Origin of the sequence: Paenibacillus sp. MMO-177 (assembly GCF_037147795.1) — a bacterium.
In the GTDB taxonomy this organism is placed as follows: domain Bacteria; phylum Bacillota; class Bacilli; order Paenibacillales; family Paenibacillaceae; genus Pristimantibacillus.
Genome location: NZ_JBBCUR010000002.1, coordinates 1,099,100 through 1,122,248, shown reverse-complemented (window position 1 = coordinate 1,122,248; position 23,149 = coordinate 1,099,100). Strand labels below are relative to the sequence as shown.

Here is a 23,149-nt window from a genome sequence, read left to right as displayed (position 1 = left end):
CAGGAAAAGAACAACCCGGCTGGCTTAGCTGGGTTGTTTCTTTTTACCTTTATATTCCATTAAAAAATTATGAAACCATTTTCATAGCTTTACGTATTGTTCACAAGTTTATTTTTAATAAGCACATGCTTACGAAGTATGAATCATCACGATGACCGAATAACGGTCATTCTGGTGATAATTCATTTTAGGAGGCTATTTATGCCCGGCATCAGGATTGTTACCGATTCCACAACGGATTTACCTAAGGAACTGCTCGAACAGCATGAAGTGGAGGTGATTCCTCTGTCGGTATATGTTGACGGGGAGACGTACGAAGATAACGTAACGATTTCTCCGCTTGATTTTATTCAAAAAATGAAAACGGCCTCAGAGCTCCCGAAAACCTCGCAGCCAGCCGTTGGCGTATTCCTAGATACGTACGACCGGCTTGGCAAGGATGGCGACACCATTATTTCCATTCATATGACAAGCGGTCTGAGCGGTACCTTTGCGTCAGCTAGCGCCGCAGCCGAGATGTCCGCCAGCAATGTTGTCGTAATCGACTCTCAAATGATCTCCCAGGCGCTTGGGTTTCAAGTCATTGAAGCGGCGAAGCTTGCTAGGGAAGGCCACACCGTTCAGCAAATTAAGATGAGATTAAAAAGCATGTTAGAGAACACTTCATTATTAGTTGTCGTGGATACGTTGGAAAATCTTGTAAAGGGCGGCCGAATCGGCAAAGCAAAGGGCTGGATCAGCTCGGTGCTCAGCATTAAGCCCATTGCGATGTTGCAGGAAGGCGTGTATACCCCGATAACCAAGGTCCGGACTTCATCCCAGATTATTAAGAGCTTAATGGAACGATTCAAGAGCGATACCGAAGGCAAGGAAATAACCGAGATCGGAATCTCGCATGCCGATAATCTTACCTTAGCCGTGCGGCTGCGCGAAGAGATTAGCCGGATCACGGCAACGCCAGTCCGGATACGCCCGGCAACTCCGGTTATTACGACCCATACAGGCCCGGGGGCTATAGGCTTTATGTATTGCGCGGAGTAAACAAGAGGCTGTCTCTAATAGTAGAGGCAGCTTTTTTTGGCGAATTTTGTTGATTTTTCGCGAATATTTGGTATTATATTGACGAGTTTTATGGGGGGAGTCGATTGGATTGATCCGTATTTCTTCGTTAATAGAGAAGGGCTTTGAGTATCATGCATTGCCTCAGGGCTTGCAAATGCTGGATAATACGTTGGTACTGCAGCTTGAAGGCTTGGAAGAGAGGATAAACGCAAGGCTTAGCTTCAGCTTTCAGAGCCGTGAATGGACTATTGATCAAGTAACCGGCACGGAAGCAGCAACAGAATGGACAGCGGCAAGACTAACCGAAGAGATCGAGCGGATTTTTGAGTATCGGCCAGAACTCCTTGAAGCGGGAAGGCTGCTTATTGCGCGTATTGATGAAATAAACCAGATGGACGAAGACGAATTCGAAGCGGTATTTGAGCGCGGAGAATTGAAGGCGTTTATGCTGTAAAGATATAACCGGTCCTTGAGGCCGGTTTTTTATTTTTTTCCGGGGCAGGAAAAGAAGCGCTGACGGTTAATGACTATAAGTAGGCTTTATCATCTTGAATGACTGGAGAGTGCAGGTTGTGGCAAAAGAGAAAAATTGGGCAGGCAATTACACGTATAATGCCTTGGAATATCTTTATCCGGAGAATGTGGAACAAGTGCAAGAGATTGTTGTCCGAAACAGCAAGCTGAGAGTACTAGGCTCGAGACATTCCTTTAACGGGATCGCGGATTCGCACGCAAGCCTGTTGTCGCTTCAGAAGATGAATCGCGTACTTGAGTTGGATAAGGAAAATAACCGCGTTAAGGTAGAAGGCGGCATTCGTTACGGGGATCTGGGCGAATATTTGCATCGGGAGGGCTACGCGCTTCATAATCTGGCGTCGCTGCCGCATATTACGATTGCGGGAGCTATTGCAACGGCAACCCATGGCTCCGGTGACCGGAACGGAAACCTGGCAACGGCTGTTTATGCCCTTGAAATTGTTAAAGCGGACGGAACCATCGCCGTATTTACCCGGGATGACAAGGATGGAAAGTTTAATGGAGCCGTCGTTGGCTTAGGAGCTTTAGGCATCGTAACGGCCATTACGCTGGATATTCAGCCATCTTTTGAAATTAGTCAATACATCTATGATCTACTCCCAATGGCAGAGCTCGAGAATAACTTTGACGCTATTTACTCCAGCGCATATAGCGTCAGTCTCTTTACGGACTGGAAGGGCTCTGCCATTAATCAAGTCTGGCAGAAGAGATTGGTCCAAGAGGGCTCTGCAGGGGATGCGCAAGCGGAATTTTATGGGGCCAGCCTTGCGGAAGCAAAGCGCCATCCGGTGCCGGAGCAAACCGCCGAAAACTGCAGCGAGCAGTTTGGCGTGCCGGGCCCATGGCATGAGCGTCTGCCTCATTTCCGCATGGATTTCACTCCGAGTGCCGGCGAAGAGCTGCAAACGGAATATTTTGTGGCGCGTGAGCATGCCTTTGAAGCGATTTGCGCAATCCGCGAGCTTGGCGAGCAGATCGCCCCGCTGTTGTTTATTTCCGAGATTCGCACCATTGCTGCGGATCAACTGTGGTTAAGTCCAAGCTATAAGCAGGACACCGTTGGCTTCCACTTTACTTGGAAACCGGATTGGGAAGCCGTGAAGCAGGTGCTGCCGCTTATCGAAGCCAAGCTGGAGAAGTTTAGCGCAAAGCCCCATTGGGGCAAGGTATTTACGATGCCTGCTGAGCGAGTCCAATCGCTGTTTGAGAAGCTGCCGGAATTCCGTGAATTGATGCTGGAATGCGATCCGGACGGGAAATTCCGTAACGATTTCATTAATGAGTATGTTATGGCGAAATGATTGGTTTGATTGAAAAGGGATGGCCTTGGCTATCCCTTTTCTAATCCCGCCATCACAGGACAATACAAACACTTACTCCTGCCCTCGCGCTTATCGTACATACACCAAGCCGAGCGAATCATTATTTTTTGGCCAGGTGTATAAGGATTGTTCCCATATCTTGGCGTATGTTGGAAAGGGTTCTTCCTGCGGTTGAAGACGGAGCCGTGCAAGCTGCAAAGAGTCATGAAGTCATCCCTGTATCTTTGCAACACCTGGCCTTCGAACATCGAGTCCGCATATTCCATTGTAAAAGCTCCTGTCGAACCATACTGGTTCCAGATCAAATCCGGTTTAACACCTGCAGCAACGGCAGCTGCTTCAATGATCGGATTTATATCTTCCTTAAAGAATTTCTGCCACTCCTCAATGATTGCTTCCTCACGTCCAACCGCAGGCAGTTCCGCCCATCTCACCTCTCCGAGCTTAAACACAAACTGTACACGGCCATCCGGAGTTTTCTCATATTGGACCGTTAAATGATGGAGAGATAAATCCAACACACGGTTATATTGCGAAAGGACCATATGCTTGACGGCTACAAGTCCATAGATGCTTATTCCGAAAAAGGACGCGGCTAGCTCAGGGCCAGTTGCTTTTTCCTCAGCGCCGTATATCGTCAATAAGTCCGCCATCTGATTCCTATCAAGCAATTCCATTGCTGCTTTGGAATAGAGTGGAGCTTCCGACCCGGCGGTTGAAATACGGAAAAACGTTTCAGCGACTGTTAGATCCATGGCTTCTCCTCCTGCTTTATTATGATTATCAATTGAATTGTATAACATGGATGCAATAGTTAAAGTTGCGTTGAGAAGCTTCTAACAAACAATAGGATGTCAGATGACATACATTGAAATGCAGCTTTAAGGTTTTAGTTGAATCTTATGAGGTGGAGATCATGCGGCATAAACCTTCGGATATAGCAAAGAAGCTCGGTATCAGCACAAATGCTCTTCGTCATTATGAAGAGTGGGGGATTGTTCCTCCTGTTGAACGGGCGTCGAATGGATATCGGATTTATACAGCAGAGCATGTCGCTTATTTTGAATGTATCCGGGCCATGCGTATTGGCTTTGGCATGGATACAACGGTTGAAGTGATGAAGCTGCTTCTCAAGCGGGAAATTGCTAAAGCAATGTGGACGGTAAATGATAGCCAAACCAAATTAAATCAAAAGAGGAGAATGGCTGAGCAAACGGTGCAAGTTCTGGAGACAGCTGGGTTGAATAATGATCTTGAAATCCGGTCCTCCAAAAAGAACTGGACCATTGGCGAAGTATCGAGTGAGACCTCCGTTCCAGCCTCTGCGATTCGTCATTGGGAGAAGGCTGGACTAATTAAGTTAACACGTGATGAAGTAAGCGGATATCGCATTTTTCATTCCGTCGAGTTCAACAAGATTAGAATTATCGGTACATTGCGGGCAGCGAATTTACCGCTTGAAGTCATCCGCCAAGTCATTCAGGAGCTTGATCATAACCACATGGAGAATGCTCTCCGTATCGCGCGGGAATCTCTCGAATACTTGAACACAACCTTACGCGAACAGCTGCGAGGGATCCATTATTTGTACCGTTTGCTGGATAACAAAGTGCAAAGATAAGTGTAAAGTAAGTGAGAAATGAGTTGCTTTTCATGGGAAATATAGGGAAAATTAAGGGATTAATAGGAAGAGAGGGGTGAAGCTATCTTGGATTCGAGATTTCTCCAGGCGAGAACCGAAGAAATAAAGTACCATGAGAAGTTTTATGCCGAACATGAATTGTTTGCTCCCGGAACATGGATGGCTAAGCCTGTGAAAGCCATTATGGATACTTTCGTATTGCTGGATCCTAATCGGATGCGTGTATTGGACCTTGGCAGCGGTGTTGGGCGAAACGCGATTCCGATTGCGCAAGCGATTAAAGCTTCTAACGGAAAGGTGACGGCTGTTGATCTCCTTCCGTCTGCTGTCGCGATTTTACAGGATAATGCGGAAAAATACGGTGTTAAAGATCATCTTGAAGCCGTCATTGCAGATATTGAGCATTACCAGATTCCAGCGCAATCCTATGACTATATCATTGCTTGCTCTTCCCTTGAGCATGTATCCTCCGAAGATGCATTTCGAACCGTCATTGGCCGAATGATAGAAGGGACAAAGCCCCGCGGCATTCATGCCATCTTAATGAGTACGGAGACTGAAGAGCTGGATTACAGTACCGGCGTAGTGTCGGAAGGATTAATAGAATTAAACCTGTCGACAGACGATGCTCTTCATCTCTTGAGAGAATGTTATAGCGGTTGGGAAATTGTGCTTGAGCGAGTCATCCCCCAGGCCGTTCAAGAAATCAAATACGGGAAGTCTATCGAATACCGAGGGAATTGGCTGACTTATATCGTTCGTCGTACAAACTGAGGGGAGGGAAGATTTATGGCGATGCCTACTCATATCGTGGCTGTTGGCGGTATTGTGGAGAATGATCAGGGCGATATCCTGCTTGTGAAAACTCAGCATGACGGTTGGGTGTTTCCCGGCGGGCAGGTGGAAGTCGGAGAGAATTTGAGCGATGCTCTTATACGCGAAATTGAGGAAGAGAGCGGGATCGCATGCGTTGTCTCGCAATTGATTGGCGTGTACTCCAATACTTGCATGTATAAATGGCATGACGGGGTAACGGATGTGCCAACCAAGCTGATGCTGGATTTTATATGCCGCCCAGTAGGCGGTTCTTTACAAACCTCCGAAGAAACGTCAGAGGTATCCTGGGTTCAGAAGGAGAAGGCGCTGGACTTGATCCAATCCCCGGCGATACGGACAAGGTTCCAGGCTTATTTGGATTTTGAAGGCGCGGTCACTTACATGGATTATGTTACAAAACCCGACTTCGTCATCAAGCTGGAGAGGAAAATCTAAACTCATGGATTGTTTAGGCTGCCGCATTGCGAACGGAATTGAACCGGAGCTGAATATTGTTTATGAAAATGACTATTTGACCTGCGTGCTTGATATTGCGCCGTTTAACGAAGGGCATCTCCTAATTTTGCCTAAGCAGCATTTCCTCGATGTAGAAGAGCTAGATTCGGAGACGGCTCAAGCGATTATGACCGCTTTCTCAGAAGCTGTCCATCGTCTTGAAGCAGGTTTTTCGTCCGGACGGGATTAGTATCTGCCAGAACGGCGGTATCTTCAACGATTTGACGCATTATCATTTGCATCTCATTCCAAGATACAAAGGAGACGGCTTCTCCTGGAGCGAGCCAGAAACTTCCCATGGTGCGGAATTGCGACTGCGTGAGACCAGGGATCGTATGATTTCGAGGCTTAAGGATACGCCACATCGTTAAGGATAGCCAAAATGGAAAAGAAGATGATCTTAACAATGCGTCATATCGTTAAGAGTATCGTTAGGGACAATTAGCCGGAACAGCCTGAGTCTGCTCCGGTTTTTTGTAACGTTCAGGTTGAAAAAGCCCCTGTACTTCGTGACATTCTGTCTAATGTAAACGGTAATATTCACCCCTATACTAGACATAGATGTAAGTGAATGAACCGCAGGATTTGGGAGAGGAGTGCGCAGCAATGTCCATTAACCAGGATGAATCTGATCTGATTGCCAAGGATCGTCAATATGTATGGCATGCCATGACGCCTTATAATGAGCAGGCACCTCCGATGGTCGTTACGGAAGGACAAGGCTCGTGGATTGCGGATAGCCGGGGTAACCGGTATTTGGACGGGATGTCCGGTCTCTGGTGCGTGAATGTGGGATACGGCCGGGAGGAGCTGGCGCGTGCGGCTTATGAGCAGCTCAAAACGATGTCCTACTACCCGCTGACGCAAAGCCATGAGCCGGCAATTCGACTGGCGGAGAAGTTGAATGAATGGCTGGAGGATGACTATGTCATCTTCTACTCGAACAGCGGGTCTGACGCGAATGAAGTAGCCTTTAAGATAGCAAGGCAATACCATGAGCAATCGGGCGCTCCAAGCCGCTACAAGTTTATTTCCCGTTACCGGGCGTACCATGGCAATTCGATGGGTGCTTTAGCGGCAACCGGGCAAGCCCAGCGTAAATACATGTACGAACCGCTTGCGGGAGGTTTCCTTCATGTCCGTCCGCCAGACAGCTACCGGCGTCCGGAAGGGATGACGGTCGAGCAATTTAATCTGCAATGCGCTCATGCGATCGAAGAGACGATCGTATGGGAAGGGCAGGAGACGATCGCGGCGGTCATAATGGAACCGGCAATTACCGGCGGGGGAGTCCTAGTGCCTGAACGCCTTTATCTCGAGAAGGTCCGGGACATCTGCACAAGGTATGGCGTGCTGCTCATTATCGACGAAGTGATTTGCGGCTTTGGCCGTTCGGGCCGCAAGTTTGGCCATATGAATTACGGCATCAAGCCGGATATCGTTACGATGGCGAAAGGATTAACGAGCGGGTATCTGCCTTTATCCGCGACGGCGGTACGCAAAGACATTTACGAATCCTTCAAAGGGAAAGACATGTACAGCCATTTCCGTCATCTGAACACGTTTGGCGGCGCGCCGGCCGCTTGCGCCCTTGCGCTGGCGAATCTCGAAATTCTGGAGCGGGAACAGCTGGTTGAACGGTCGGCAACGCTTGGCGAACGGCTTTTCGAGGGATTATCTCACTTGAAAGACCATCCGATAGTCGGAGATATCCGGAGCTTTGGTTTTCTGATGGGCATTGAGCTGGTTAGCGATAAACAAACGAAGGAGCCTTATCCGCTGTCTGGCGTGGTCCGGATCATAGGGGAGTGTAAAGCGAAAGGGCTTATTATAGGCAAAAACGGCGATACCGTCGCAGGCTACAATAATGTGCTTACGATCAGTCCGCCGTTGTCTTCTGCGGATGAGGATGTTGCCTTTATCATTCAAACGTTAAAGGATGTATTCGAACGTATATAATAGAAGAAAAACAAAAAAAGCCTGATCCCTATCAAGCTTCCGTGTTTGCTCTATGGTCGGGACGACACGATTTGAACATGCGACCCCCTGGTCCCAAACCAGGTGCTCTACCAAGCTGAGCTACGTCCCGGAAAAGAATGGTGCCGGCGATAGGAGTCGAACCCACGACCTACTGATTACAAGTCAGTTGCTCTACCAACTGAGCTACACCGGCATAGTGCTTGTGTCGGGCACAAAACGTATTATGCCACAGCTTGTACGGATTATGCAAGCCTTTTTTTGAGAAAGTTTTCTAGCGCTTTTTAGCCTTGAAATGAACAACGGCGCTATACAGCATTTTACCTGTATTGGCGTTAAATGCGGCATGGTGCTGAACGTGATGAACCTGGAGAAGAAGCGCTTTATTGTTCTCGATCTGCTGTTCGATCTTCAGCTCCAGCGTGCGCAGATCGCTAGCCTCAAAGAACTCTACTTTATCGTCAATCAGATCCAACCGGAATTCCATCGTTTACTGCTCCTGTCTCTGTTATTATCGCTCCGCAAAGGACGGCGATAGCCGTTTCGCCATGGAATCTATTATAACGTCTTCGGGCAGCGATTCAAATAGAGATGAGACTAAAGTAGGAGTGTTGGGAATTGAACCATTTTTTGTTTACAAATAGGTATATATATCCTACACTAGTCCTTGTGTGTCGAAAATATGCGTAATTAAACTGAAAAAGGCAAACTTGCCGAAAGGCAAGGACGCAAAGTTATGGGCCTAATGCTGCATAGAAGCGATGGCTGCCAGACCGCCGGACGCAGGACATAGTGCCTTAAAAAGCTATCCGCCCGTCCATGGAAGGATAGCTTATTTTGTTTTTTCAGTGACAGCGAGGAGAGACGACGAGGATGAAGGAATGGGTTAAGAAGGCATTGCAATGGCTAGGTGCAAGAAAACAGCTTGTGGAGGGCAGAAGAAAGATCGGAGTGCGGCTGCTTCTGCTGACCAGTATCATCACCTTATTTAACGTTGTGGCGGGCGTATTTATTTATACGCAAAATTTGTCGGTATCCCATGCCGTCAAAAATGCCAATACGTTGACTAGCGCGCAGCGCGAATACGAAGGGATTTCCAATTCGCTGCTTCAAACGCTTTTGTTGATGATCAACTCGATCGAGAACAACAATGACAGCAAGAATGCGGAAGTGGTCGATCCGAAAGAACGTTTGGCCGATATGCCGGGTCAGATCGAGCATTTGAAGAAGACGTTTGAGAAGCTGGACAAGATGTTCCCCGCAGCGGAGGAGCAGCAAACATACATCGGTCAGGCGAATATCTATGAGATTGCCTACAATGATTTGAAGAGCTCTAATGTCACTCAATTTGAAAATGTGACAGCCGAAATGAAATCGGCGCTTGTGCTTAGGCTTGTTAATATTTACTTGAATGAGCTGGAGTTTGCCAACCAGAACGTGAATTCCAGGATTACCGTGGATGCTGCGCACACGGACAAGGTACTGTCCGATAGCGTGAATACGGCGAATATGATCATCCTGATTAACGTACTCATTCTGGCGGTTATTCCGTTCCTGTTCACGGTTGGTCTGATCCGAAGCATTCGGTCCGGTCTTCAAGGGATTATGGGACGAATTCAAGCTTATCAACATAATGACTTTACTTATAATCAGGCGCTTGACCGCAAAGACGAATTTGGCGATATCGACCGTTCGCTTGCGGCCATGGGCGATAATTTGAAAGCAACGATCAAAGCTACGCTAAGCGTGAGCCAGACGGTTCTCCAGATGTCCAATCAGATGGGCGATATGATCTCGCGCAACCGTACGGCATCCGAGCAGGTGAAAGGGCAGATCGATCTCGGAACGACCGTCCTGCTCTCCCAATATGACGATGCGACCTCCATCTCGGCCGTAACGGAGCAGATCTCGGCAAGCTCCCAGGAAATTGCGGCTTCAAGCGATTATATCAACAAAGACATGCAGCAGATGAGAGACGATTCCCATTCCGGTTCGGTGGATATGGAAGGCGTTGTCCAAATGGTTAACCAGACGGTTGAGCAATTCAATCAGGTAACGGAAGCTTTTAACCGCATTACCGAGCGCTACAGCAATGTATCGAAGTTTCTGGAGAGCATCCAGGATGTCAATACGCAGACAAACCTGCTGTCGCTTAATGCCTCAATTGAGTCTGCGCGCGCAGGCGAGCATGGGCGGGGCTTTGCGGTTGTTGCCGAGGAGATCCGCAAGCTGTCGAGCCAGACCGAACAGATCTCCAAAAATATTTCGAAGGAAATGCACCTGATTCAAGAGGATGTGGCGGCCAGCAGCAAGAGCATGGGCGCTTTCGCTGAGGTGATCTTCTCCACTAAGCAGGCTTCTACCGCAGCAAGCGACGTGTTCAAAGGGCTGGAGAAGCAGAGCAATACGTTGTCGGAGCAAGTCAGCGAGATCTCAACGGCTATCAACGAAATTACGACCGGCATCACTCACATCGTAACCGCCGTGGACAAGCTGCTGCTTACGTCCTCGGAGGTAAATGGCAAGATGGAGCAGATGGGGCATCTGTCCGTCGAGCAGAACAACATTTCCGACGATCTGCAAGGGATGGCGCAAAATCTGCAGCAATCCTCTTATGAGCTGAAAGAAAAAGCGGCAATCTTTAAGGTTTAATTCCAATCTTACAGTTAGAAGACAAAGGCTGTTCTCCAACCGAGGAGGACAGCCTTTGCCGCGTTTTTTACCTTGATTCGATTTGCGCATTCTGGAACCGGTGAATTCCAAAGTCATGGAGGGAGGATTGGAGAATAGCTTCTCTAAGCGGATGAAGGCTTGGAGTGAAGCGGACTTCAATGCCAAGCTCTATCAGGAGTTCTAGCAGATTGGAAAGCGGTTGTACCCCAAGTGGGACCAAGGTTTCCTTGGATATGTAGTACCCGGCATATTCGTCAAACAGCTCGAAGGACTCGGGAGGCAGCTCATACCGGTATAAGGTTGTTTGCTTCATCCGTTCATGCCAGCCGGTCTCAACGGCGATCACAATGTTGGCAGCCGTCGTGCCGAAAAATTTCTGTTCATCTTCGGGGGTTAATCCTTCCGATCTCGTATAGACGATTCGGGGACAATCCCTCGGGAAGAAGAACGTGAATTGATGCTCCTCGTCAATCGCCCAGACAACGGGCGGCATATCGGTCCGGTTCGCTTTTACCCTCGGAATAAAGACGTCAATCGCGCTTTCCTCGCTGAAATGAAACAGCCTCATCATCATAACCTCCAATGGAAACGGTCATTAGTGCTTATCTATTCTAGGACAGTCCCCCTGGGCAAACAACTATTTTTCGTAAAAAAATGGATATTTTCTATTTGACCCCTTTACATCACTAATGATCTAGTGTACTATTCAACTATAACACTAATACAAAGGGAGCGGCGCTATGACAACGGCAAAAATTACGAATCCGTCGATCGTGCTTCAATTGGACGGTTTGACGAAGAAGATCGGCAGCAAAGCGATTGTGGACGGATTATCCTTTGATATTGCAAAGGGAGAGGTTGTTGGATTGCTTGGTCCAAACGGCGCAGGCAAAACGACAACGATGCGGATGATTGTGGGATTAATCGGAATGTCGGAAGGGGACGTGCGGATTTGCGGGCAAAGCGTCCGGACGAACTTCGAGAAGGCGATCAGGCATGTCGGAGGAATTATCGAAAACCCCGAGTTTTATCCGTATATGACGGGCTACGATAACTTGAAGCAGTACCAGCGAATGACGGAGGGAGTTACCGACGATCGGATTCAGGAAGTTACGAAGCTGGTCGGCATGCAGGAAGCGCTCGGCAAAAAGGTAAAAGCGTATTCGCTAGGCATGCGCCAGCGTCTTGGCATCGCGCAAGCGCTGCTCCATGAGCCAAAGCTGCTAATTCTGGATGAGCCGACCAACGGCTTGGATCCGGCGGGTATCAAGGAAATGCGTGAATACTTGAAGCAGATAGCGGAATCCGAAGGGATTGCGATTCTGGTCTCCAGCCATTTGCTCAGCGAGATTGAGCTGATGTGCAGCCGGGTTATTGTCATACAGGAAGGCAAGTTTGTCACCGCCCGTTCCATCGGGGAGACGGAATCGCCGAAGCAGAAGGTGCTCACCATCTCTATGCAAGTAGGAAATGCAGGGCAAGCGCAGGAAGCGATCGGCCAAATCGACGGGGTTGAGGTGACGCAAAGCGATTCCTTCACCAACCGGATTACGATTAAGCTGCTGCATGACCAGATTCCCGGTCTTGTCGCGAAGCTTGCGGCGGAAGGCGTTGCGATCTACCGGATTGAAGAAGTACGCGCAACCTTGGAAGAAGAGTTTATGAAGCTGACGGGAGGTAACCGCATTGCGTAATTTTACGGGATTATTAACAAATGAATGGCTTAAGCTCAGCAAAAAGAAATCTTTCTTCGTCGCCTATGCCATTCTCGCAGTTGTTTTCGGGATTTTAGCCTTTGCTTTCTACAGATTGTCGCCGGAAGGCGTGGCTTCAACGGTTGATTTCGCAACGGGCACGATTATGCTGCAAGCCGCGGGCCAGCTGGTTCCGGTCCTTGCCGTTCTTGCTGCAGCGGGAAGCGTTACGCAGGAATATCGTTACGGCACCATTAAGTTTCTGCTGATTCGGGCGCAAAGCCGTCACAAAATTTTAGCTTCCAAGTATATCGTCTCCGTGCTTTACGCACTGACGTTAGTCGTCACCGCAGCCGTGTTTGCCGTTATTGCCGGTTATATCGTTTACGGCAGCGGCGCAGGAGATTCGACATGGGCGGATTTTCTAAGCAATGTAGCCAGCTTGGCGGTTTACTCCATTGTGTTCGTTACGTTGACCTTTATGATTGGCATTCTGACGAAGTCGAATGGGGCGGCAATCGGCATCGGTATTTTCTCCATGATGGTCGGAAGCGTTCTGGTCATGCTGCTCTCCCGTTATGCGATTACGAAATATTTGTTGTTCGCCAATACAGACTTGTCGGTCTACCGAAGCAACACCGTGCCGGTTGAAGGGATGACGCTTGCCTTTTCCGTTGTTATACTGCTTGTATATATGGCACTGTTCCTATCCGTCAGCTTCGCCGTGTTCAAGAAGCGCGACATCGCTTAAGCGAGGCGTTTGGGGCCGACAGATGGAAAGGAGAATCTTGACCCGTGACAATTGTATTTGACAACAATATGCCGATTTATATTCAGATTATGAACTACGTGAAGAAGCAGATTATTACCGGCAGATTAAATCCCGGGGACAAAATCGAATCGGTGCGGGACCTGGCCCTTGAGCTGCAAATCAACCCCAATACGATTCAACGCACGTTCCAAGAGCTGGAGCGGGAAGGCATTGTAGAGACAAGACGAGGACTTGGCCGATTTGTGACCAGTGAGGAGTCAACGATTATGCAAATCAAGAAAGAGATGGCGGGCGAGCTGCTCGAGCGGTTTGTGCAAGGAATGAAGGAGCTTGGCTTCGAGAAGGACGATATCGTAGCCATTGTGAAGGATGCCGTAAAAGACGGCAAAGCGGTAAGCCGTACTGACAGGAGTGAATAAGAGACGTGGAATCGATCTTGGAGCTATCGGGAGTAACAAAAACGTATGGAGCCAAGCGTGCGCTGGACAATGTTTCTTTCAACATCCAGCCCGGCAGGATTATAGGCTTGCTTGGCAGCAACGGCAGCGGCAAAAGCACTTTGATGAAAATCGCCGCGGGCCTTATGCAGCCCTCTTCCGGCAAATTGCTCGTCTGCGGGGAACCAAGCGGTCAGCGGACCAAAGCTTTGACTTCTTTTATGCCGGATAAACCGCTGACGGAATCCTGGATGCGGGTGAAGGACGCGATTGGCTTCTATAAGGATTTCTACCCGGACTTTGATGCCGCAAAAGCCGATGAAATGCTGCAATTCATGAAATTGCAGCCTGCGGACAGGATCAGCACGTTGTCCAAAGGGATGAATGAACGGCTGCAGCTAACCTTGGCTTTGTCCCGCAACGCCAAGCTGTATTTGCTCGATGAACCGATTGGCGGCGTAGATCCGGTTGCCCGTGAGAAAATATTGGATGCGATCGTTAAATATTATAACGAAGAGAGCTGTTTGATTATATCCACTCATTTGGTACGGGATATTGAACGGATTTTCGACGAGGTCATTTTGATCAAGAACGGAAGCATTGTCCTTCAGGAGGAAGTGGAGACGATCCGGTTCTCGCAAGGCAAAAGCGTGGATGAGCTGTTTAAAGAGGTGTTCGCGGAATGATGAATTTGCTTAAGCTGGTTAAATACGATTGGAAACGAAACGCTGGCTTTTTGCTTATCATGGGGGCCTTGTTCTTATTAACCGGAGCCGCGGTTACCGTGTTCGGCGAGGTTAAGAACCTGGATACGGATCTGATTTATGTGCTGACCTTTATTGTCTATTTGGCCGTAACGATTTCGCTTTGCGTAACCATCTGCAGGACGTATGAGCGCAATCTCAGGTATTTTAACCGCCGGCTCCTTCCCTTGCCTGCCCTGCACACGGTTCTGTCTCCGTTATTGCTGGGGATCGCGGGTCTCGCTGCCATCGGAGTGATCGGCGTCATTCATCTGATGGTGCTTGGCGCTGTTGTGGATACGGTGCATTTGCGGGTATTTGATATTCTGGCGGACAGAGGCTTCTGGGCGATGATGACATCCAGCATCTTGTTCGTGATCATCATCTTTTCAAGCATTACGGTAGGGAAGGTATTCAGAGGGAAAAAGGGCTCCTGGATAGGCGCAGCACTATTTATCGGGCTGCAGCTCGCCATTCAATGGGTGGAAACGAAGCTGTTCCCAAGCATGAACGTCTCTACGGATCAGTTTTTTCAATCGGTTAACGTGAGGATTACCGATTCCGGCGATCAGGTCGTTCACGTACAGGCAAACGTTCCGAATTTTTGGGGACCGCTGCTCTATGAAGCCGTCATCATTGTTCTGCTCGTCTATATGATGACCTACCTGATTAACCGGAAGATTCAAATCAGAGGATAGGATTTACGATAGAGCTTCTCTAGGTGCCAAGCGCCCAGGGAAGCTCTCTTTTTGTCAGAAATTGATGCTTTCGCCCTATTCTTTCAGTTGACGGTCCCTTGCTCAAAGTGTTTCAATTGGATGAGAAGAAGGGAGAGACATGCGGCTTTGAAAAACATCATGAAGCAGTTTATGAAGGCATCGCGGATACGCGTCCTTCCGGTTATGCTTATTCCCGTTGCGCTTGGCGCATTGGGGGCTTTCGTGTGGGATGGCAACTTTAATATTTGGCTGCTCCTGCTCACGCTTGTTGGTTCGGGCGCAGCGCATTTGTTCTCGAATATGATCAATGATTTGTGGGACTACTACAACGGAACGGATGAAGCTGCCAAACAGGCGGAAGGGGTTATCTCGACAAACTCCGGTTATTTGACGAACGGAACCTGGACTATTCGCACTTTTGCAGCCGTGACTTGGTCCTTATTCGGAATTGCCGCGATCAGCGGTATTATTTTGTCGGTGATCAGCGGATGGCCGGTTATCGTTTTCGGCGGACTTGGCGGGTTGATCGCTTACTTCTATGTAGCGCCGCCAATTCGCTTCGGCTACCGCGGCAAAGGCTACAGCGAAATCGCAATCCTGCTGTCGTTTGGTATTTTGCCCGTTGCCGGTGCGTATTATGTGCAGTCCTCGCAGCTCGACTACCGGGCGTTATTGCTTTCGCTGCCGATCGGACTGCTTACCACGCTTATTTTATTCAATCACCATTTCCTGCATTGGCAGGCGGACAAGCAGGCCGGCAAAAAAACGCTTGTTGTCGTATGGGGAGAATGGAGAGCGCTTGTCTTCTCCAGATGGCTGCTGGTGCTTGCTTACGTCTCGCTCGTTATTTGCGTGCTTGCGGGTGCGCTGCCTTGGTATGCGCTGCTTGGATTGGCAACGGCCGTTCCGCTGTATGCGGTATACGGCAAGCTGAAGGAGCATAATCCATCCCAAGCCTATTTGCCGTTAATGGGCAATTCGGTTAAGGCGACGAACCGGTGCGGCGTTATTCTGATTGCTGCGTTAATCATTCAAGGCCTTTTATAAGAAAAGAAGGCCGGAATCTCATAATAGAAAGCTGAGGGAATAGAAAATGAGCAAACAATGGGTGCTTGGAGATTTCGATACGATCCTTGACGAAGGCAAGGTATGGACGATTGGCGGATTCCCGCTGCCGGACGGAACGTTCTGGCAGTACCGCGAGCCGGATGCCGTTGTTATTGTACGCAATGGAATTCTGTACGTACGCGCTCCGCTTAGCCGCAAGCATGACAAGATTCAGATTCTCGACAATGCCAAGCATATGTATTATTCGGCCAAACCGGTGGAAGTGCCGGAGAAAGGCGAGATCAGCTTCGAGCTCCGGATTCGTGCCCGTACGCAGAATACGGCGCCTGGAGACTTGTACGACGGTTATGCTTCGCTCAATCTGCTGGACTTCACAACTGGCGGCGCGCTGGACTTCTTCGCAGGCAACGATAAATACGCAAGCGTCTATGCGGTCCTGCCATTCCCGGGCGTTTCCGTACCGGAGACGGACAAGACAAGATTTTTCTGCGTATTTAAGGAATCAACCGAATTTCAAGCCCGCGAATTCAATACGTACAAAATTACGTATAACCGCGTAAATGACGAGATTGTCTTCTACGTTAACGGTACGGAAGTACGCAGGGAGCATAACGTACCGGTAAAATTCAACCAGTTCACGGTAGCGCTTGGCATTATGACGGAAAAGGATTTGACGCCGGAAGGCAGCGTATCCGTTCATGGCCAGACGGTCATCGGTGAATATTCGCCAATTACGATTACGGTAACCGAATAAGCGCGATGACGAGGCCGTTCCTGTGGGAGCGGCTTTTTTGCGTTGCTGCGCCAATCATTAACACTTATATTAGGGAGCGGATTAGACAACATAAAAGGCGAAGTGCTTGACACGGCCTTCGGATTATTGTAATGTTACTAACATAAATAAAGTTACTTATAAATCACCTAGGAGGCGGACAAAAATGTCAAATACTTCTACTACCGCAAAAACGTTTCTTGAAGCCGTAAAAGCAAGACGCACTTATTATGGAATCAGCAAAAAATCGACGATCACTGACGACCAAATCATCAGCTTGGTACAAGAAGCCGTAAAATACTCGCCGTCGTCTTTCAACTCCCAAAGCGCTCGCGCAGTTGTGTTGCTTGGCGATAATCACGATAAGCTTTGGAATATCGTAAAAGAAACGCTTCGCAAAATTGTGCCTGCCGATCAATTCGCCTCGACGGAACAACGTGTTGACAGCTTCAAAGCCGGTTACGGTTCGGTACTGTTCTTTGAAGATGCAACCGTTATTGAAGGTCTTCAGAAGCAGTTCCCAAGCTATGCCGACAACTTCCCGAAATGGTCGCAGCAATCTTCGGGTATCGTTCAATATGTGGTATGGACGTTGTTGGAAGAAGAGGGTCTGGGTGCTTCCCTTCAGCACTACAATCCGCTGATCGACGAAGAAGTGAAGCAAACTTGGAACATTCCGGCCAGCTGGCAGCTGATTGCCCAAATGCCATTTGGTGCTCCAACCGCCGAGCCGGGAGAGAAACAATTCCAACCAATCGACGAGCGCGTGAAAATTTTCAAATAATATCGCTACAAATAAAGCAGCTCCATGTTGGAGCTGCTTTTTCTATGCATGGAATACTAGCCGTTATAAGTAAAAACATGTACAATAAAAACCGATACATCATTTATACCCTTATTATTCGACTGGAGGACCCTATGAGTATCGATTCGCGTACGTTGAAGCAGCTGCTCCAGCTGCAGCTATCCCCAACTCTGGATTTTCAAACGGCGGCAAATCCGCTTGACGTGAATAGCGGCGACGGCAGTACTTCCATGTTTGACTTCTTGCTGTCTCAATATATGAACGGCGATTTCGCCGATATGGATAATATCGAGCCAAGCACGCTTACTTCCGATTCGCTTGCCAAGCTTGCGAGCGTGCCTAGTTTGTACAGTGCCGTATTAAGCGGGGGAACCGGCCAGACAGGCAGCTCCGCGGCATCCGATTATGACGCTCTGATTGCAGAGGCAGCGGCCAAATACGGCATTGATCCCGAGCTCATCAGAGGGGTCATTCGTACAGAGTCCGGATTTAATTCCGACGCGGTATCTTCCGTAGGAGCCAAAGGACTTATGCAGCTGATGGATTCGACTGCCCGCGGTCTTGGGGTCACGGATTCCCTCGATCCACAGCAGAACATTGACGGCGGTTCGAAATATTTATCCTATCTGCTAGGCAAATACAACGGTAATGAACAAGTGGCTCTCGCCGCTTATAACGCAGGGCCTGGCCGGATTGACCGGCTTGGTATTTCGACGGACGGCGAACTGCTTGCTAACCTGGACAAGCTTCCGGAAGAAACGCGGCAGTACATTGGCAAGGTTCTTGGAGCCCGCTATTAGTCGAGTGATTATTGGATAATTAGTTTGGAGATACAACTTGCCTCTAAACGCGGCCGCTTCCGCATGAACGGTCCCGATAGAGGTTTTCTCTTTTTAGGAAAGGTGTTGAATATATGCTGTATTTCGATCATTGCGCATCCACTCCGCCTTATGCTGAAGTCGTGGATACATTCGCGGAAGTGATGAAGGCCCATTACGCTAATCCTTCCTCTATTCATCGCGCAGGAGCCGAAGCCGACAAGCTGATCGCCCGTTCCCGGGCCGTGCTTGCGGAGCAGTTCGGCGTAAAGCCGGAGGAATGGCTGTTTACTTCGGGCGGGACGGAAAGCAATAACCTCGCGATAAAAGGGGCGGCCAGACAATTCCGCAGCCGGGGCAATCATCTGATTACGACCCAAATCGAGCATTCTTCCGTCAATGACGCCTTCCGTCAGCTTGAACAGGAAGGCTTCCGGGTAACCTATTTGCCGGTCAGTACGACGGGGCATGTGGATCTCAAACAATTACAGGCGTCTATAACCGATGAGACGATACTGATCAGCATCATGCATGTAAATAATGAAGTGGGGTCCGTACAGCCGATTGAGAAGATTGGCCGGTTGCTGTCCGATTACCCGCGTATCCTGTTCCATGTGGATGCGGTGCAGAGCATCAGTAAGCTCCCGGTCAAACTAAAAGAGTGGAGAATCGATCTGCTCAGCGGATCGGCGCATAAGCTTCGCGGCCCTAAAGGCGTTGGATACCTGTATGTGCGGGAGGGACTGCAATTGCAGCCGCTTCAATCCGGGGGCTCGCAGGAACGCGGGATGCGGGCCGGCACGCAGAATGTACCGGGCATCGTCGCTTCCGCCAAAGCGCTGCGAATGAGCATGCAAGCGGAAGAGAAGAACCGCAACCGGATGTATGCGCTTCGGGAACGGCTGATCCGGCAGGTTGCGGACATTCCGCAGCTGCTGCTGAACGGCAGCCAGGATGCGGCAATTATGGCGCCGCATATCGTGCATTTTTCGTATCCGGGCATGAAGCCGGAGGTAATCGTCCATATGATGGAGGAGCAAGGGGCCGTCATCTCGACGAAATCGGCCTGCTCCTCGAAGGATAATAAGCCAAGCAAGGTGCTGCTGGCGATGGGAGCGACCCCCGAGCGTGCGGCGGGAGGAATCCGCATAAGCTTTGGCGACGAGCATACGGAGCAGGACATCGACAAGCTGGTTGACATGCTTAGCAAGACCGTTGCGCAGCTGAAGCCGCTTGAAAGGAGCAAATCTTAACGTGATTTACGATAAAATAATTGTCCGTTACGGGGACCTCGTCATGAAGGGACGCAACCGCAATCAATTCGAGAAGCGGATGCAGCAGCAGATCAAGCTGGCCCTGAAAAGCTTTGCCGCGTTGACTTACGCCAAGTCCTTCGGCAGGATGACCATCTCCTTGAACGGCGAATCGTTTGAACCGATAGCAGAGCGGCTGAAGGATGTATTCGGCATTATTTCGTTCAGTCCGGTTATCCAGGTGGAGAACGAGCTGGAGAACATTCAAGCTGCGGCCTTGCAATTGATGAAAGGGCTGGAGAAAGAACCGGCGACCTTTAAAGTAAACGCGAAGCGAGCTTGGAAGCCGTTTGCACATTCTTCGCAGGAAATGAACCACTTAGTGGGTTCCCATGTGCTGCGCGCTTTTGCCGATCTGAAGGTAGACGTTCGCAAGCCGGAGGTTGAGCTGCGCGTCGATACGTACCAGGAAGGCACCTTCGTTTACAACACGGTGATCCCGGGGGCCGGAGGGTTCCCGTTTGGCTCCAACGGCAAAGCGATGCTTCTGCTGTCAGGCGGCATTGACAGCCCGGTAGCGGGCTGGATGGCCATGCGCAAGGGGCTGGAGCTGGAGGCGGTGCATTTCCACAGCTATCCGTTCACCAGCGACAAGGCGAAGGAGAAGGTTATTGATCTCGCGAGAAGACTGTCCTACTATGCGGGAGCGCCGCTGAAGCTCCATCTGGTGCCTTTTACCGATATTCAGACAAGGCTGGTGCAGGCCAAGCAGGATAGTATGATGATTACGCTAATGCGCCGCGCCATGCTTCGCATTACCGAGCAGCTGGCCGTCAGAAACGGTGCCGGAGGCATCGTAACGGGGGAGAGCCTTGGTCAGGTGGCCAGCCAGACGCTGTCCAGCATGAACGTAATCGGACGGGCAACGGCACTGCCAATGCTGAAGCCGCTTATTATGATGGATAAACAGGAAATTATTAACGAAGCGGTGCGGATCGGAACCTTCGAAACGTCCATCCTTCCATATGAGGATTGCTGTACGTTGTTCTTGCCGAAATCGCCGACCACGAATCCGAACTTGAACGTTGTAGAGCGGGCGGAATCTTATATTCCAGAGTTGGAGCAGATGCTGCTTGAGGCCGTTAAGCGTACAGAAGTCATGGAGCTGACGCCGGAAGCGCAGCCGGAGGAGGAAACGGCAGGCGAAGACAGCTGGTTCTAAAATACAAGAAAGCAGGGTACCCGTTAAAGGGTTTCCCTGCTTTTTTCTAAATATAAGAAAGTATAAGTTTTTTATACTGTGCTTATATTTCATTCGCGAAACGTAGGCTGCCCCTCCTAAGGACGGCGCAGTCGTTTACGCTTGTGTGCAGCTTGTTTTCTGCGGTTGTTTGTAAACAGTCCGGCAGCGATGATTAGAACAATGATGAGGATGATGAAAGACCAATAGAAAGCGGGGCTTTCCTTGAAGAAATCCTCATACGCTTTTTCATGGGTAATCATTTTGGCCGCTGTATAACCGAGTACACCGGAGCCCAGATAAATGATCCATGTAAATTTGTTGATCAGCTTAATAAAGAGCGTGGAGCCCCATACGATCACCGGTACACTGATCAGCAGGCCTAATGTGACAAGCAGCATGCTGCCGTGCGAAGCCCCTGCGACCGCGATGACGTTATCCAGTCCCATTGCCGCATCGGCGATAATGATGGTCTGAATCGACTGCCAAAGCGTGTTGCCGGCTTTGATGCCGCCATGCTGATCATCTTCCTGTACAAGCAGCTTATATGCAATCCATAGAAGCAGAATACCGCCAGCCAGATGGAGCCAAGGCAAATCGAGCAGCCTCACCACAACGACGGTAGCGATGATCCGGATGCCGATTGCGCCCACCGTACCCCACAGGACGGCTTTCTTCTGCTGATGCTGCGGCAAGTTGCGGGCGGCCATACCGATAACAATGGCGTTGTCGCCTGCCAAAATGAGATCGATAAAGACGATATTAAGCAGTGCCAGCCAAAAATCAACTGAAAATACATCCATTATTCGTGACCCTCCCTTCCGACAAATTCCCGATAGTCTCGAAAGACTTCATTTACTACGGATGAAGGACGGGGGAGGATTCAAAAATTTTTTGGACATCCTTTCATAAAACTTGTCCGTTTCTCATACAGGTGGTAAGAGAGGGGGCGAACGTAAAGTGGATAGTGTGCTGACTTTTCTTCAAATTGTCCTGATCAACCTGTTATTAAGCGGAGATAATGCCGTCGTTATCGCAATGGCCAGCCAACAGCTTCCTTCGAAGGAGCGCAAAAGGGCTGTCTGGTGGGGGGCGCTTGCTGCGGTTGGACTGCGATGCCTGCTGACGCTGGCTGCAATCTCCCTGCTCCAGATTCCTTATCTGCAGGCTGTAGGATCCGTATTATTGCTGTATATTGCGGCAAAGCTCCTGGCGGATGCAGGACAGGAAAGCGGGGGCGACCTGCAAATGTCCCGCAAGAAATCCAAATCGTTGTCCCAGGCAGTGCGTACAATCGTGGCAGCGGATTTTATCATGAGTCTGGACAACGTCCTGGCGATTGCCGCGGTAGCGGACGGCGATACGGTGCTTATACTGCTCGGGATCGCGCTGAGCATTCCGATGATTATTTGGGGAAGCCAGCTTCTGGGCACTCTGCTACACAAATTTCCTCCGCTTGTGTATATTGGAGCCGGGCTGCTTGGTTATGCGGCAGGAGGAATGCTTGTCCACGACCCCGGAATGGACTCCCTATTGTTCAACGGTTCCCGAACGGCTGCCGAAGCTATACCGCTGCTCTGCATCCCGTTTGTCGTTATTATTGGATTATTGAAGCGGAGAACTTAATCCATTTTCACAAACCGTTCACAGGTGAACGGTATTTTTTTGCAATGTTCCTTCTGTTCCCGCTGGTATTTTCATCGCAGTTCCTTTAAACTATGATAGATAAAAACTGGCGTCGTACGTCTGTATGGGGGTAGACGTTGTAAGGAGCGGAACGCAAATGCCTAATAACAAATATTCCGCTGGAATTATTGTGTTACTAGCTGGGGTCGTTATTTTACTGGGCAAACTTGGTGTATTCAGCTTTTTGGGGGCTATTTTCTGGCCGCTGCTCGTCCTCATTCCGGGAATTTTGCTGCATGTTTTTTATTTCGGCAGGCTTCTTCCCGCGGCAGCGCTCGTACCGGGTGGAATACTAACCGTGTCTGCGCTGCTGTTTATGGTTTGTAACATTTCTGGATGGGATGCACTGAAATATTTGTGGCCGCTGTTCCTGCTTGGCGCAGCCATCGGTCTCTACGAATATTATTTATTTGGCTCGTCCCGCCCGCGATTTGCGCTTACGGCGTCTGTAGCGCTTGCCGTTGCTTCAGCTGTTTTTCTGTTGCTCGTCTTGTTATGGAGCTGGGGAATTTATCTTGTTGCGCTTGTTCTGATGGTGGCCGGTGGCTGGATGGTCATCACAAACCGCTCGCGCCGCTGGTAATGTCCGGCAAGTGT

General features: G+C 49.5%; 25 protein-coding genes, 2 tRNA genes, 1 pseudogene and 1 riboswitch. Of the genes and pseudogenes, 22 read left to right on the top strand and 6 right to left on the bottom strand.

The annotated features are described in order from the left end of the window. Positions 1–201: 201 nt before the first annotated feature. From WFK81_RS10770 to WFK81_RS10760, 3 genes are all read left to right on the top strand, one after another. Positions 202–1,041, top strand: a complete 840-nt coding sequence (locus tag WFK81_RS10770; RefSeq protein WP_336786384.1) for a DegV family protein — start codon at positions 202–204, stop codon at positions 1,039–1,041. A gap of 109 nt (positions 1,042–1,150) precedes the next feature. Continuing rightward, entirely contained in the window at positions 1,151–1,516 is a 366-nt protein-coding gene (locus WFK81_RS10765) for a hypothetical protein (RefSeq protein ID WP_336786383.1), read from the top strand. A 118-nt stretch (positions 1,517–1,634) separates the two neighbouring features. Beyond that, positions 1,635–2,900, top strand: a complete 1,266-nt coding sequence (locus WFK81_RS10760) for an FAD-binding protein (protein ID WP_442956051.1) — start codon at positions 1,635–1,637, stop codon at positions 2,898–2,900. Positions 2,901–2,929: 29 nt separating this feature from the next. Here WFK81_RS10760 and WFK81_RS10755 read toward each other — a convergent pair whose 3' ends face one another. Further along, positions 2,930–3,676, bottom strand: a complete 747-nt coding sequence (locus WFK81_RS10755; RefSeq protein WP_336786381.1) for a hypothetical protein — start codon at positions 3,674–3,676, stop codon at positions 2,930–2,932. Positions 3,677–3,837: 161 nt separating this feature from the next. Between WFK81_RS10755 and WFK81_RS10750 the strand changes: the two genes are divergently transcribed. The 5 genes and pseudogenes from WFK81_RS10750 to WFK81_RS10730 all read left to right on the top strand — a co-directional run bounded on the left by WFK81_RS10750 (position 3,838) and on the right by WFK81_RS10730 (position 7,854). Continuing rightward, on the top strand, positions 3,838–4,542 hold the full coding sequence (locus WFK81_RS10750; RefSeq protein ID WP_336786380.1) for a MerR family transcriptional regulator: 705 nt from the start codon (positions 3,838–3,840) through the stop codon (positions 4,540–4,542). A gap of 87 nt (positions 4,543–4,629) precedes the next feature. Further along, on the top strand, positions 4,630–5,337 hold the full coding sequence (locus WFK81_RS10745) for a class I SAM-dependent methyltransferase (protein WP_336786379.1): 708 nt from the start codon (positions 4,630–4,632) through the stop codon (positions 5,335–5,337). 15 nt (positions 5,338–5,352) lie between these two features. Further along, the gene (locus WFK81_RS10740; protein ID WP_336786378.1) at positions 5,353–5,835 is read left to right on the top strand and encodes an NUDIX hydrolase; all 483 of its coding nucleotides are present in this window, start codon (positions 5,353–5,355) and stop codon (positions 5,833–5,835) included. Positions 5,836–5,839: 4 nt separating this feature from the next. After that, positions 5,840–6,266: pseudogene (locus tag WFK81_RS10735) on the top strand (HIT family protein). A gap of 235 nt (positions 6,267–6,501) precedes the next feature. Continuing rightward, entirely contained in the window at positions 6,502–7,854 is a 1,353-nt protein-coding gene (locus tag WFK81_RS10730) for an aspartate aminotransferase family protein (protein ID WP_336786377.1), read from the top strand. Between the two features lie 53 nt (positions 7,855–7,907). Here WFK81_RS10730 and WFK81_RS10725 read toward each other — a convergent pair. The 3 genes from WFK81_RS10725 to WFK81_RS10715 form a co-directional block, all read right to left on the bottom strand. After that, a tRNA-Pro gene (locus WFK81_RS10725) sits at positions 7,908–7,984 on the bottom strand. 8 nt (positions 7,985–7,992) lie between these two features. Continuing rightward, positions 7,993–8,068, bottom strand: a tRNA-Thr gene (locus tag WFK81_RS10720). Between the two features lie 78 nt (positions 8,069–8,146). Next, positions 8,147–8,359 (bottom strand): YrzA family protein, encoded by a 213-nt coding sequence (locus tag WFK81_RS10715; RefSeq protein ID WP_336786376.1) that lies wholly within the window; start codon positions 8,357–8,359, stop codon positions 8,147–8,149. 206 nt (positions 8,360–8,565) lie between these two features. Continuing rightward, positions 8,566–8,653: riboswitch (cyclic di-GMP riboswitch) on the top strand. 92 nt (positions 8,654–8,745) lie between these two features. Here WFK81_RS10715 and WFK81_RS10710 point away from each other — a divergent pair. Next, the gene (locus WFK81_RS10710; protein WP_336786375.1) at positions 8,746–10,524 is read left to right on the top strand and encodes a methyl-accepting chemotaxis protein; all 1,779 of its coding nucleotides are present in this window, start codon (positions 8,746–8,748) and stop codon (positions 10,522–10,524) included. A 67-nt stretch (positions 10,525–10,591) separates the two neighbouring features. Here the strand turns inward: WFK81_RS10710 and WFK81_RS10705 are convergent, their stop codons facing one another. After that, the gene (locus tag WFK81_RS10705; protein WP_336786374.1) at positions 10,592–11,113 is read right to left on the bottom strand and encodes a DUF6886 family protein; all 522 of its coding nucleotides are present in this window, start codon (positions 11,111–11,113) and stop codon (positions 10,592–10,594) included. Positions 11,114–11,285: 172 nt separating this feature from the next. Here WFK81_RS10705 and WFK81_RS10700 point away from each other — a divergent pair, with 172 nt between their 5' ends. From WFK81_RS10700 to thiI, 11 genes are all read left to right on the top strand, one after another. Further along, on the top strand, positions 11,286–12,239 hold the full coding sequence (locus WFK81_RS10700; RefSeq protein ID WP_336786373.1) for an ABC transporter ATP-binding protein: 954 nt from the start codon (positions 11,286–11,288) through the stop codon (positions 12,237–12,239). Continuing rightward, positions 12,232–12,990 carry a DUF2705 family protein gene (locus WFK81_RS10695; RefSeq protein WP_336786372.1) on the top strand — a complete coding sequence of 253 codons (759 nt, stop codon included), beginning with the start codon at positions 12,232–12,234 and terminating at the stop codon, positions 12,988–12,990. Before WFK81_RS10700 ends, WFK81_RS10695 begins: the two co-directional genes overlap by 8 nt. A 44-nt stretch (positions 12,991–13,034) precedes the next feature. Next, a complete protein-coding gene (locus tag WFK81_RS10690) occupies positions 13,035–13,430 on the top strand; it encodes a GntR family transcriptional regulator (RefSeq protein ID WP_336786371.1) in 396 nt (131 codons plus the stop codon). A 5-nt stretch (positions 13,431–13,435) separates the two neighbouring features. Next, positions 13,436–14,134 carry an ABC transporter ATP-binding protein gene (locus tag WFK81_RS10685; protein WP_336786370.1) on the top strand — a complete coding sequence of 233 codons (699 nt, stop codon included), beginning with the start codon at positions 13,436–13,438 and terminating at the stop codon, positions 14,132–14,134. Beyond that, positions 14,131–14,889, top strand: a complete 759-nt coding sequence (locus WFK81_RS10680) for a hypothetical protein (protein ID WP_336786369.1) — start codon at positions 14,131–14,133, stop codon at positions 14,887–14,889. The genes WFK81_RS10685 and WFK81_RS10680 overlap by 4 nt, the downstream gene beginning before the upstream one ends. Positions 14,890–15,036: 147 nt before the next feature. Further along, a complete protein-coding gene (locus WFK81_RS10675) occupies positions 15,037–15,957 on the top strand; it encodes a prenyltransferase (protein ID WP_336786368.1) in 921 nt (306 codons plus the stop codon). A gap of 46 nt (positions 15,958–16,003) precedes the next feature. Next, the gene (locus WFK81_RS10670; protein ID WP_336786367.1) at positions 16,004–16,732 is read left to right on the top strand and encodes a DUF6081 family protein; all 729 of its coding nucleotides are present in this window, start codon (positions 16,004–16,006) and stop codon (positions 16,730–16,732) included. 184 nt (positions 16,733–16,916) lie between these two features. Beyond that, on the top strand, positions 16,917–17,534 hold the full coding sequence (locus tag WFK81_RS10665) for a nitroreductase family protein (RefSeq protein ID WP_336786366.1): 618 nt from the start codon (positions 16,917–16,919) through the stop codon (positions 17,532–17,534). A 134-nt stretch (positions 17,535–17,668) separates the two neighbouring features. After that, positions 17,669–18,355 (top strand): lytic transglycosylase domain-containing protein, encoded by a 687-nt coding sequence (locus WFK81_RS10660; RefSeq protein ID WP_336786365.1) that lies wholly within the window; start codon positions 17,669–17,671, stop codon positions 18,353–18,355. A gap of 113 nt (positions 18,356–18,468) precedes the next feature. Continuing rightward, positions 18,469–19,626, top strand: a complete 1,158-nt coding sequence (locus WFK81_RS10655; protein ID WP_336786364.1) for a cysteine desulfurase family protein — start codon at positions 18,469–18,471, stop codon at positions 19,624–19,626. A 1-nt stretch (position 19,627) separates the two neighbouring features. Continuing rightward, positions 19,628–20,848 (top strand): tRNA uracil 4-sulfurtransferase ThiI, encoded by a 1,221-nt coding sequence (gene thiI / locus WFK81_RS10650; RefSeq protein ID WP_336786363.1) that lies wholly within the window; start codon positions 19,628–19,630, stop codon positions 20,846–20,848. 116 nt (positions 20,849–20,964) lie between these two features. On the opposite strand, the gene WFK81_RS10645 is transcribed toward thiI, so the two are convergent. Beyond that, positions 20,965–21,669: a TerC family protein gene (locus tag WFK81_RS10645; protein WP_336786362.1), complete on the bottom strand. Its 705-nt coding sequence runs from the start codon at positions 21,667–21,669 to the stop codon at positions 20,965–20,967. A 157-nt stretch (positions 21,670–21,826) separates the two neighbouring features. Here WFK81_RS10645 and WFK81_RS10640 point away from each other — a divergent pair, with 157 nt between their 5' ends. Both WFK81_RS10640 and WFK81_RS10635 read left to right on the top strand, forming a co-directional pair. Then, on the top strand, positions 21,827–22,492 hold the full coding sequence (locus WFK81_RS10640) for a TerC family protein (protein ID WP_336786361.1): 666 nt from the start codon (positions 21,827–21,829) through the stop codon (positions 22,490–22,492). Positions 22,493–22,649: 157 nt separating this feature from the next. Continuing rightward, positions 22,650–23,135, top strand: coding sequence for a hypothetical protein (locus WFK81_RS10635; RefSeq protein WP_336786360.1), 486 nt, complete (start codon positions 22,650–22,652; stop codon positions 23,133–23,135). Positions 23,136–23,149 lie beyond the last annotated feature (14 nt).